General features: G+C 54.0%; 12 protein-coding genes. 1 reads left to right on the top strand and 11 read right to left on the bottom strand.

All coding sequences use genetic code 11. From position 1 onward, the window contains the following. Positions 1-207: 207 nt before the first annotated feature. The 8 genes from BBD41_RS26345 to BBD41_RS30385 form a co-directional block, all read right to left on the bottom strand. Positions 208-1,104: a carbohydrate ABC transporter permease gene (locus BBD41_RS26345; protein WP_099479545.1), complete on the bottom strand. Its 897-nt coding sequence runs from the start codon at positions 1,102-1,104 to the stop codon at positions 208-210. Continuing rightward, positions 1,091-2,008, bottom strand: a complete 918-nt coding sequence (locus tag BBD41_RS26340) for a carbohydrate ABC transporter permease (RefSeq protein ID WP_157929337.1) — start codon at positions 2,006-2,008, stop codon at positions 1,091-1,093. The genes BBD41_RS26345 and BBD41_RS26340 overlap by 14 nt, the downstream gene beginning before the upstream one ends. Before the next feature lie 72 nt (positions 2,009-2,080). Then, positions 2,081-3,370, bottom strand: coding sequence for an ABC transporter substrate-binding protein (locus BBD41_RS26335; protein WP_157929336.1), 1,290 nt, complete (start codon positions 3,368-3,370; stop codon positions 2,081-2,083). Between the two features lie 223 nt (positions 3,371-3,593). Next, positions 3,594-4,619, bottom strand: coding sequence for a LacI family DNA-binding transcriptional regulator (locus BBD41_RS26330; protein WP_077566872.1), 1,026 nt, complete (start codon positions 4,617-4,619; stop codon positions 3,594-3,596). 351 nt (positions 4,620-4,970) lie between these two features. Beyond that, positions 4,971-5,504, bottom strand: coding sequence for a hypothetical protein (locus BBD41_RS26325; protein WP_077566873.1), 534 nt, complete (start codon positions 5,502-5,504; stop codon positions 4,971-4,973). Positions 5,505-5,541: 37 nt separating this feature from the next. Further along, positions 5,542-7,020 carry an amidase family protein gene (locus BBD41_RS26320; protein WP_099479539.1) on the bottom strand — a complete coding sequence of 493 codons (1,479 nt, stop codon included), beginning with the start codon at positions 7,018-7,020 and terminating at the stop codon, positions 5,542-5,544. A 389-nt stretch (positions 7,021-7,409) separates the two neighbouring features. After that, complete coding sequence (locus BBD41_RS26315; protein ID WP_099479536.1) at positions 7,410-7,823, bottom strand: DUF4183 domain-containing protein; 414 nt, start codon at positions 7,821-7,823, stop codon at positions 7,410-7,412. Between the two features lie 380 nt (positions 7,824-8,203). Then, on the bottom strand, positions 8,204-8,401 hold the full coding sequence (locus BBD41_RS30385; RefSeq protein ID WP_162292779.1) for a hypothetical protein: 198 nt from the start codon (positions 8,399-8,401) through the stop codon (positions 8,204-8,206). 143 nt (positions 8,402-8,544) lie between these two features. Here BBD41_RS30385 and BBD41_RS30380 point away from each other — a divergent pair, with 143 nt between their 5' ends. After that, positions 8,545-8,844: a DUF4183 domain-containing protein gene (locus BBD41_RS30380; RefSeq protein ID WP_237086928.1), complete on the top strand. Its 300-nt coding sequence runs from the start codon at positions 8,545-8,547 to the stop codon at positions 8,842-8,844. Between the two features lie 92 nt (positions 8,845-8,936). Here BBD41_RS30380 and fucU read toward each other — a convergent pair whose 3' ends face one another. The 3 genes from fucU to BBD41_RS26295 all read right to left on the bottom strand — a co-directional run bounded on the left by fucU (position 8,937) and on the right by BBD41_RS26295 (position 11,680). After that, entirely contained in the window at positions 8,937-9,368 is a 432-nt protein-coding gene (gene fucU, locus BBD41_RS26305) for an L-fucose mutarotase (protein ID WP_099479534.1), read from the bottom strand. Between the two features lie 74 nt (positions 9,369-9,442). Further along, positions 9,443-10,957: a rhamnulokinase gene (locus BBD41_RS26300; RefSeq protein ID WP_099479532.1), complete on the bottom strand. Its 1,515-nt coding sequence runs from the start codon at positions 10,955-10,957 to the stop codon at positions 9,443-9,445. Between the two features lie 63 nt (positions 10,958-11,020). After that, on the bottom strand, positions 11,021-11,680 hold the full coding sequence (locus tag BBD41_RS26295) for a class II aldolase/adducin family protein (RefSeq protein WP_028407223.1): 660 nt from the start codon (positions 11,678-11,680) through the stop codon (positions 11,021-11,023). Positions 11,681-11,706: the final 26 nt, after the last annotated feature.

Here is an 11,706-nt window from a genome sequence, read left to right as displayed (position 1 = left end):
GCCTTTGCGGCATCTTCGGTACCCGCCATTGCCTGATCCGAGTTGCCGTATAGGGCTGTTAATCCTCGTTGATATTCTTCGTTCTTGGTTCTTCGTTCTTCGTTCTTCGTTCTTTGGTCTTCGATCTTGGTTCTTCGTTCTTGGTTCTTCGTTCTTGGTTCTTCGTTCTTGGTTCTTCGTTCTACGTTTCACATCAACACACCGTTCTCACCCCTTAAGCGCTCCGCCGATCTTAATGCCGCTCATGAAATATTTCTGGCCGAAGGCGAAGAGCAGAAGGCTCGGAAGCAGCGTAACCAGCGACGCGGCAAACATCAGCCCGTAATCGGTCAGCCCCTGCCGGCCTGCATTCAGATTGTAAATGCCCATCTGAAGCGTATATTTCTCCGGGGTGCTCAAGTAAATCAAAGGCCCCATAAAATCGTTCCAGTTGCTGTTGATCGTCCAAATGCCGATGGTGACGAGAATCGGCAGGCACATCGGCATAATGATCCGGACCAGGATTCCGAAGGAATTCGCGCCGTCGATCTTCGCCGACTCATCCAGCTCTTTCGGGATGGTCAGCATGAATTGGCGCAGCAGAAAGATGTTAATCGCCGCCGCAAAATAGTTCGGAACGATGAGCGGCAGGTATGTGTCGATCCAGCTGAGCTCTTTGTAGATCAAATATTGCGGTATCATCGTCACCTGGCCAGGGATCATCATCGTCGACAGGACGAGGATGAACAGCGGGCCGTTCAGCCGGTGCCGGAATCGGGCGAAACCGTAAGCCACCAGCACGGAGGATGCCAATTGACCGATCAAGGCAAATGCTACGATAATCAGCGTATTTTTGACGTAAATCCAGAACGGGAACACGCTGAACAGCCGTACATAAGTATCCCATTGAAAATCCGAAGGGATCCAGCGAATCGGAACCGTGAATATTTCCCCGGGAGGCTTCAGCGAACCTGAGATGGTCCATATCAAAGGCAGCAGGAATAAGACCGCGCCCATCGTGAGGACCGCATATCGCAGCACCAGCCGTATGTTCCGCATCAGCCTCGTGCTCTGCCGGCGGACCGGAGTCCCCTTTTCCGTTGCGACCGCGTTATTTCGACTCATAATAGACCCACCTTCTAGAGAAATACAGGTTCACCAAGGTGACGAGCATAATCATGATAAAAATGACCCAGGCGATCGCCGAAGCGTACCCCATCTTATAGAACCGGAATGCATTGTCGAACAGAACGACCATCAGACTGTCGGTCCACGTCTTGGAAGATCCCGGCATGATGACGGGCTCCATGAAAATTTGGAATGAACCGATAATGCCCATGGTAAGCTGGAAAAAGATCGCCGGCGTGATCAGCGGAACCGTAATGCGCCAAAACCGCTGGAACCGGTTGGCTCCGTCGATTTCGCCCGCCTCGAGCAAATCTTTCGGAACCGAAGCAAGCGCCGGCAGCCAGATCATCATGCTGCCCCCGACGCCCCATAAACCGACCAGCAATACAGCCGGCTTGGCCCAGTGCGGATCCTGGGACCAGCCGGGCCCCTGTATGCCGAACCAGCCGAGCATCGCATTGATCAGCCCGGGATTCATGCCGTCGCCCGTTCCCGGCGAGAGCAGGTAAGTCCAGAGCTTCAGAACCGCGACTCCGCCGAATACGGCAGGCAAATAAAAGACGATGCGGTAGAAGTTAATGCCGCGGATCGGCTTGGACAGCAGCACGGATACCGCTAGTCCGAGAATGATCGTCAGCGGAACACCGATCAACGCATAATACAGCGTATTATTGAGGTCTTTCCAGAAGTATGTTTTGTCTTGCGAGAGCTGCACATAGTTATCGATCCCGACGAACTTCGGCGGCGAGAGGACGTCCCATTGCATGAAGCTGAGGATGAACGAGGAAAGGAACGGAAACGCCGTAAACGCCACAAACCCGATGATCCAGGGAGATGTATACAACCAGAAATTTCTCGATTCCCGTTTAGTTAGCGAGCGCGCCCGCCGCGTCTTGACCATGATGCTTCCCCTCCAAATCATTGGTTTTTATGAAGGAAGCGGGGCATCCCCCGCCCCCCTTCGGCACGTTCGCTACTGTTCAAGCTGCTTGGCTTCTTCAAGCAAACGGTCAACTTCGATTTTCATCTCGGCCAAGGCATCGTCCACGCTTCGTTGTTCATTAAAGATCTGTCCAAGGTACGTATCGGCGGCCCGGTTGATCTCATCCCATTTGACGGTTGCCTGTGGAGCGAAGGCCCGCTGGGCGGAGGTCAGCTGGGATTTGAAGTTTGCCGGCGGGTTGTCGCCGATATTCAGGTAAGCATCGGATTCCGCCACCGATTTCAGCGGCGGTATTTCGCCGTGCTCCGCAGCCAGGATCTTCTGTCCGGTCTCGCCGGTCCAGAATTTAACGACTTCCCATGCCGCCTCCTTGTTCTTGGACAGCTTAGGAATAGCGAATGCGTTGGAGAACAGTGGGGATGCTTCCTTTGCTCCCTTCGGTACAGGTGCGATATCCCATTCGAAGTCTTTGATGTTCGCCTGGCTGCTGAGAATATGCCACGGTCCGTCGATGATCATGCCGACCTTTCCGCTGGTCCACATATCAACGCCCTGCAGCAGCTGACTCGCCTGGGGTGCTATGTTGTCCTTCCATATCATGTCTTGAATCGTTTGGATCGCTTTCTTCGCTTCCGGTGAATCGAGCGTTAATTGCGTGCGGTCTTCGCTGAGCAGACTGCCTCCGTAAGAATAAACCCAGGTTTGGTAGCTTGCCCACCACGATCCGACGCCCCCGAGGCCGAAGATGCTGTTTTTAGGATCGGTGATCGTTTTCGCAGCGGCATAAAAATCGTCCCAAGTCCACTCGTCCGACGGGTATTCCAATCCATGCTGGTCGAACAGGTTTTTGTTGTAAAGCAGTATCATGGTTCCCATCCGCATCGGCATTGCCATTACTTTGTCTTGGTAGCTGTACGCACGGATGGCGGCATCGTAATAATCGGAGGTATCGATGCCGTCCCGTTCAAGATACGGGGTAAGATCTTCCAAAGTCCCCTTGGATGCATAGCTGTAGAAGGATTCGGCAAGCTGAACGACATCATAGGGATTGCCCGCAGCCATCGTTGCCAGCTGCTTCTGTTCATATCCGTCGCTCGGAATTTGGATCAGGTTCACCTTGATTTCGGGATGCACCTTCTTGAATTCTTCGTAGATCTTCTCCATTCGCGCTTTATCGAAGTCCCCTCCCCAATAGGAGAAGCTGACTTCCGCGGTTTTGCCCGGCTCCCCGCCGGAATCCGCCCCTCCCCCGGTGTCTGCGCTTCCTCCGCAGCCTGCTGTCATCATCATTGCGGTCACCAACAACATTGCCAACAACATACGCCAAGACTTCTTCATCACCCAATAACCCCTCCGATCACAATTTAGCTTTCACCAGAGTAATGTAACCCATTTCATGAAACGGGTTTCATTACAATCCAAAAAAGAAAGCGGTCAGCATCCGCCGTGTCCTCACTTGTTTGTAAGGGCTTTCTTTTTCCACATTTTATTCGATGCCTTATCGGGTGTCAACTCATTTTTGCGAGCACGAGGACGGATTCGGTTAACGCAAGTTCCGGGTGCTGTTCCGTACGACCAGCTCAGGCTCGATGACCGTAAGCATCTTAACTTTTTCCTTGAGAATCATCTTGTGCAGCACTTGCACACCGGTTCCGCCAAGCAGATCCATTCGCTGGGAAACGGTAGTCAATTCGGGATAGATTGCCGACGCAAGCGGAATGTCGTCGAATCCGATGACCGATACCTCATCCGGAACGGATACGCCTGCCTTCATGGCTGCCTTCAATGCTCCGACGGCCGTGAGATCGTTCACGCAGAATACGGCTGTCGGCCGTTCCCGCCGCGCAAGAATTTTCTCCATCGAGCTCTCTCCCGACGCCATTGAATAATCCCCGTAAAGAACGCTGTCCTTGGCGGCCTCCAAGCCGTTCTTCTTCATCACGCGCCTAAAGGCCCTTACCTTCTGGGCCGTTGTGGTCATTTCTTCGTTCCCGGCAATGAATGCTATGCTTCGATGACCGGCATCAATAAGAAATTGGGTCGCCATCTCCGCGCCCTTGGCTTCATTCAGAATGACTCGATGAAGCGAGGTGCCCGGCAGATTGCCGTTAATGAGCACGGTCGGAATCCGTGATGCCGTCTCAACGACCTCTTCGGCCAGCTCCGGATCGCACTTGGACAAATTAATGCGTCCACCCAGAAATAGAATTCCGTCTACCTGTTTCTCCCGCAGCATATGCAAATACTGCGACTCTTTCCGAGTGTCGCCCAGCGTATCGCACAGAAAAAACGTGTAGCCCATCTCACTGGCCGCCCGATCGATGCCGCTGAATACTTCCGGAAAGAATGGGTTCGTGATATCGGGCATGATCACGCCGATCGTCCCTGTTTCTTTTTTCAGTAAGCTTCGGGCCAGGGCGTTCGGCTGGAACTGATATTTATGGATGATCTGCATGATCTTGGAACGCGTGCTTTCTTTGACAGGCGCCGTGTTGTTCAGCACTCTCGAGACCGTGGCGGCAGAGACCTTGGCCTCCTTGGCTATATCGTAGATCGTCACTTGCTTCATCCACACGCACCCTACCTTTACGTTTTCGTTTCATTTAAATGTATCAAATAAAGCACGAAATGGAAATGCTTTTACGCTAACGCGTGCTTTGCCATTGACCTGCATTGCCGATTCAGGAGGGGATTTCCCGTTTTTTTGAGGCCACTTAAGCAAACGTCTGCAGGCTAGAGGGCATATTTTTAAAGACATGAAGATGCTCTTTGGCTCTTGGATATCGCGTCCTTCCGATTTGTCGACGATTTTGACACTATTTCCGAAAAAAGAATCCGGATCACCGAACAAGCCCTTTCCATAGCGGAAAAGGCTTGTTCTAAGCGTATACCTTTTGTTCCTAACCCGATTCTTCCGGGATTAAGACTCGCTGTCCGTCTCCAGGACCTCCCACCGGTGGCGGAACTTGTCCAGCCTCGGATGCGGATGCTTCGGTTCAGACACAAGTATCAGTCTCAGCCGGACGATCCATTCCTCAAACGAGGAATAGGATGCGAACGCATTGGCGATCTCGGGGGTCATCAGTACGAAATGAGGACTGCCGTACTTCTCGACCAGATGCCGAAGAGCCGTATCGATCGGCGTATATTTTTTTCGTTTCGCTTCGAAAGACTCTACGACGACGAAGGAAGCGCCGCGCTCATCCAGCCATTCCCGCAGCTCCTGTTCCCTCTTGTAAAATGGGCTGACCTGGACTTTGAACATCCGCTTCATCGTCTCCTCATGCAGCGGATACAGAACCAGCTTCGAAAATGCTCTTTTCTGTTTCGTCTGAACCGCCCGCTCCACAAGCTCCTGCACCTGCTCGAAGGGATCATAGAAGATCAACGTTCCCTTTGTCGCCGGAGTTGGCGGTTCATAACCAAATGGGACATATTCCGTTTTTCGCGGCATTGCATTGCACCTCTCTTCCACCTTGTATGACGGATTCCTAAAGCACGGGAGGCACCCTGTGGCGTGTGGCCTGCTCAAAGGCATAGGCAAGCTTGATTAATTGGGGCTCGCTAAATGCCGTGCCAACGAACGTGATGCCCTGCGGCCCTTTTGTAATGTATCCTCCCGGAGCAATGATGCCTCGCTGCGCATAACCGCCGGGAACGGTTATCGATGGATAGCTTGCCCGGGCAGCCAGATCCGCCCCGTATTCATTACCCAGAAACAACAAGGCATCCAGCTTGTGCTCCTTCAAGGCATGGTCAATCCCATTGGTCCCGGCCATTTCCTTGTTCTTCCTTAGGCTCTTCAGGTAGACCGTTTCCGTCAGCGTACCGCTTGTTTCATTTGCCCAGATCAGCGTATCCTGTCCATACTTCAGTGCTGTTTCGGCATGCGTTTCATTAAATGCGATCACATCTGCAAGTGAATGCACCGGCTGCTCTGGGCCCAGTGTGGCCAAATAATCATTCACATATTTCTTGAACTCGTATCGCAGCACATTCGCATCCCAGTGCGTCCCCTGGCAGGGAAGATGCACGGGATCGACGATTTCCGCTCCCAGTTCGCGCAGCACCCGGATCGCCGACTCGACTATATCTATTCTGTCCGAATCGAGATGCTTGTAGTAGTATCTTGGTATACCGATCCTCGCATGTCTCGCTCCGTCAATGACAAGCGCATCCGTATAATCCGGTCGGTGCTGCCGCGGATCGATCTTCGTGGCGTCGTCCCGCTCATCCCTTCCGACAATGGCGCCAAGGAGGATGGCCGCATCCGCGACGGTTCTAGCCATAGGTCCGGCTGTATCTTGGGTGTTGGTTATCGGGATGATGCCGCTCCGGCTCACAAGTCCAATCGTCGGCTTGATCCCCACGAGGCTGTTCTGGCTGGACGGGCTGATAATCGAACCTGATGTTTCCGTTCCGATCGCTGCAGCAGCTAAATTGGCTGCCACGGCAGCAGCGGAACCCGAGCTCGATCCGCCAACAAACAGCTCGCCGGGACCGTATGGATTTAGCGTCAGCCCGTTCCTTGCGCTATACCCCGCCCACATCGTCGGCGACATAAAATTTGCCCATTCGGTCATATTCGCTTTCCCCAACAGAACGGCGCCGGCCTCCCGCAGCCTTGCCGTAATAAAGGCATCGCCTTTCGCAAAAGATTCCGCCAGTGCGAGCGAACCGGCACTTGTGTGCATCCGGTCTCCTGTATCGATATTGTCCTTCAGAATAATCGGAATCCCGTGAAGAGGCCCTCTAGCCCCTTTCTCTCGCCGCTCTTGGTCCAGCTTCCGTCCAATCGCCAGCGCATCGGGATTCACCTCGATTATGGAGCGGAGTCTACCGTCATGCCGGCCGATCCGGACCAAATACAGTTGAACGAGCTCGAATGAAGTGATCAAGCCTTCATCCATCGCCCGCTGCATATCGGATATGGTTGCTTCCACAACCCATTTTTCTTTGTCCAAAGACATCCAAAGTCCCCCTCGTTCTGTGTATTCCAATTACCGCAGCCGGGGATTAACGCTTCATGTTGTGGCCTCCAATCGGTTCATATCCATAGTGATTTCGCTGTATTTGGTGAAATACCTTTTTATTTCTTGCGCAGCCAGTGCTCGATAACCTTCTGGATGGAGGCAACCCGTACCGTTATTCGGAATATCAGGATGTCAATCGTGGTAATTGTATATCGGGATAGCTGGCTGTTAAAAAGCACTTGAGCGCGCGGGCGAGGTGCATTGCTCCCTGGCGTTATTCCCCTCTGTGGTTCTGCTCACATACATTAGGTGATATGTATCTGAATCCACAAACAACGGGGGAGCTCCCGAACGATCCGCTAGGAGCTCCCCACCCGCTGTTTTCGTTACATAATGATCGTTATCGTTGGCGCCGAAATCGTTGGCTGCGTTGTGATTGCAGATGCCGTGTTGGTAAAGCTTGCGATCTCGAGCAGCACCGGAATCCCTTCAGGGACATCCGTGGCATCAAGCACCAAATCCGCGGTCGACAACGTAAAGAGAGCGCTTTGCTGCAGCATGCCGTTGATATACACATTGACATATTCCGTTCCCGTCAGAGCGGGAAATGCCGTGATCGCAGCGCCCGCATCATCAAGAAAGCTCGTCGCCGGCATCGTGGTCGCAGTGGCTCCAATCATGGCTGCCGTTACCACTGCGAAATAGCGTGAGACAACGGGAGTGACCGTCGTCGTTACGACTCCTCCCGTCGCCACCGGCGCCGTGGCGATCGCCGTAATGACCGGTTTAATAACTGGCATAGCCTCTTCCTCCTCTCGATCCATGAATTTCATAGACTCGCAGCACATGCTGCTATCTTATTAAATGCTATTTTCATAGATTTTGATTCCGGCATCGCACCATTTTCCGTTGAGGCGGGCTCAACGCTTATCCGGGGATTTGCAGGCATCCACCAATATTACTAGACCAACGTCCACTCCTGAAATGACAATCACACATATACTGTATCAATGCAATGGCGGAGGTGATATTCTGAAAAGTTCCCTTCAAATGCATAAAAAACGCAGCAGGGATAAAGGTCAACCTGCCCGGCACAGGAATCGCGGCCGCCGAAGAACAGGCGTCCGGAAATGCCGAAGGAAGAACTCTCCTGCGGGGAGGGGATGGTCTCGGAGTATCGTTATCCCTCCTGTACGGCAAAGATTTCGGGGGCCTCAAAGCGTCCAAGGCGTCCACAACGGGCACGGGATAGCAGGAGCTGATGCACCGGGAGGACCGCCTGGAGTACAGGGACCCGGGAGCCCTGCCGGAATACCGGGTCCAGCCGGACCTCCTGGCGAACAAGGGCATGCGGGCAATCCGGGACTTTTAGGTCCACCGGGGCCGCCTGGACCACCAGGCCCCGCCGGTTTTCCTGGTCCGCCAGGCATTCAAGGTCCTCCGGGGCCGCAAGGCCTGCAGGGAATTCCCGGACCTCGGGGCCCGCGAGGCGAACCGGGTGAGGTCAGGCTCCCGGGAGTTGTGGTCACGCCTAATGTCATGCGCTATTTTTATACAACCGATACCTTGGTCGCACTCGATCCTCCGCTGGTCATCCCGGCGAACCAGTTTACGGATGATAACGGTAATGCCGTTACCGAATTGATGGAGATCACGTCAAGCGGTTATTCCAACCTTTACATTAATGGCATGATGCAAGAGGGCCGCATATTTAGCGTCACCCCCGATAGGCTGACACTTTTCTCCCCTGGCGATGTTCTCCTCGCGGGAACACCGGTGATCCTGCAGGTCTTTCAATTTAGCGCCCAAGTGGTCGTATAATGCTTAATTGATGGTTCGGAGACCGCTGTTTATAAAAAGTCCGCCCAAACGGACCTTGGGCGGACTTAACCTTGCATTGTGTCACCAAGGGTTTACTCCCCGATGACGCCTTTTTTTAGAATAATATTGGCGTACAGCGCCTTCTCTCCTGTCGAGACGATGGCGTACGCTTGCTTCGCCCGCTCGTAGAAAGCCGAGCGCTCCATTTCTTCAACTTCTACCTTAGCGTGATGAAACTTGGAGATGATGCTCCGGTATTCATCCCAAATCGGGGTCTGCACGGGATCGCCGGGCATGACGGCCATGAGTGCAGCCGGGGACGCTACATACGTATCCAGCGGGAACAGCGGCAGGATCGCCTGCAGCAGCTCCGGAATTCCGTGACCGTCCTCCCGGACCAATCGCCGGGCATGGCTGGCTGCTGGGAAATTGCCATCACCGAATACGATTTCATCGCCATGGCCCATCTCCATCAAGATTTTCAACAGCTCGGGTGATATCAGATTGGATATTCCTTTTAACATAGACAACCCCCTGATCTATTCGGCATTTCCCTAGATTCGGTACAGCACGGCTGTTTGCGGCTCGATCGCGCGAATTAACCGCTGACCTGGCGTTCCCGGGTAGCCGCTTGGTATTTGGAAAACATCGCATTCCATTCGGAATCCGCTTCCGGATCGTACACCGCAAGCGGGAACGAACGTTTGACGAGCTCGATTCCTTCATCCCGGCTTGCCAAGGCTCCGTTCGCGATGAATTGCACGAGCATATTGCCGATCGCGCTAGCTTCGACCGGACCGGCCCATACGGTTCTTCCCAGCGCATTGGCCGTGAACCGGCAGAGCAGCTCGTTCTGAATCCCACCGCCGACCATATGCAAGCCTTCATATCGGATCCCGGTCAAACGCTCCATGCTCTCCAGCACCTCGCGGTACCGGAAGGCAAGGCTTTCAAGAATGCAGCGAACCATCGCTCCCGTACTCTCCGGCACAGGCTGCCCCGTTTCCCTGCAATACGTCTGGATTTCCGAAATCATATCCGCCGGATTCATAAAGCGGAGATCGTCCGGCTGGATAAAGCTGCGAAACGCCTCCGCCTCCTCGGCCAACCGGACCAAATCGCCGTACCCATAGCCCAGGCCTTGCTGATCCCACTGCCGCTTGCATTCCTGTAGGATCCACAATCCCATAATGTTCTTCAGCAGCTGAAAGGTATCGAAGGCTCCGCCTTCATTCGAGAAGTCCTCCTTCAATACGGCCGGGTGAAGCAGCGGTTCCCTCATCTCGGTTCCCAGAAGCGACCATGTGCCGCATACGAGATAGGCAAAAGACGATGAGCTTGCCGGAACGGCTACGACGGCGGATTCCGTATCATGCGATGCCACCGCGATCGCCCGGATCGGCGGAACGCCGAGCTCCTTCGCGGTTGAACCGGACAGATTGCCGATCCACGTGCCCGGCTCCACCGGTTCGATGAACATGGAAGGATTGAGCCCGAGCTCTTCAATGAGCGGTTCGTTCCACTTCCGCTGCCGTACATGATACAGCTGCGTTGTAGTGGCCATCGTAAATTCACATGCCTTCACGCCTGTCAAAAAATAATTGATCAGATCCGGCGTCAGCAGCAGGGCATCCGCGATATCCAGCATCGGAGAGCTTGCCTTCCGCATGGCGTTCAATTGGAAGATCGTGTTAAACGGCATAAACTGAAGACCGCTCTCCTGAAACAACCGCTCCCGGCCGACTTGGCTGCAGGTTTCCTCCACCATGCCTTCCGTCCTCGGATCCCGGTAATGATAGGGAATCCCGATTAGCTCCCCGTTACGGTCAATCAGCCCGTAATCGACGCCCCACGAATCAATCCCGTAGCTGACCGGGGCATAGCCGGCTTGAAAGGCTTTGCGAATGCCGTTCTTTACCTCCTGCAGCAGCATGGGGGTGTTCCAGTGCATATGCTCTCCGAACTGCACGGGGACATTGGCGAAGCGGTGGATCTCCGTAATTTTTAGAATCCCCTGCGAGCCGCCGTCCGGGGAGGCGACGATCTCCCCAAGCAGCGCCCGACCGCTGCTAGCCCCCATATCGAACGCCAGCACGGCAGATGAATGGCTCATATGATTCACCTCTTCCCACAAAAATGCTCACAAGCACGAAACAGGCTGCCATGAATGTTTAGATTATTTCATTTTCTGAAGCAGCTGAATCCGGTAGTCCTCGCTCTCCAGCGCCGCGATGTCATCGACCTCCTGGTCCGTCAGCGGCACCGGTTGACCGGCAGCCTTGGCGCTCAAGTAAATTTTGGCGCTTTCCTCGACCACCTGTGTCCGGTAGTAAGCCTCGCGTAAATTTCTCCCTGTAGTTACAAGGCCATGGTTGCCGAGCAGGATCGAGCTCGCCTCCGTCACCTTGGCCGCAACCGCTTCGGCGAGTAAATCCGTTGTCGGAATAATATAGGGCACATAAGCGGTCCGCCCCACAAGAGCGGCCTGATCCGGAAACATGACCGGCAGCTCCTTTTCGATTAACGTAAAGGCGATGCAGTGGGACGGATGGGTATGCACCATCGCTCCGATATCCGGGTTGCTGCGGTAGCCATACAAGTGCATCAGCACCTCAGAGGACGGTCTTAACCCGATATCCGTAATCTCGCCTGTCGGTATATGAACCTCGATCCATTGCTCCGGCTCGATTTCCTCCAATGCGAAGCCGCTCGGGGACAGGTACATCATCTCCCCCGACTTAGCGCTGATATTCCCGCCGGGTCCGACGACTAGGCCGTTGTCCACGATTTTTTTCGCATATTTACACAGCTCCTGCCGTGTCTCCATATTTTGCATGGTCTCGTCTCCTCTCCCAGGAATGC

The organism is Paenibacillus ihbetae, assembly GCF_002741055.1.
GTDB lineage: Bacteria > Bacillota > Bacilli > Paenibacillales > Paenibacillaceae > Paenibacillus_AQ > Paenibacillus_AQ ihbetae.
The sequence above is the reverse complement of the archived record's forward strand: the minus strand, read 5'-3'. Positions and strand labels throughout refer to the sequence as shown.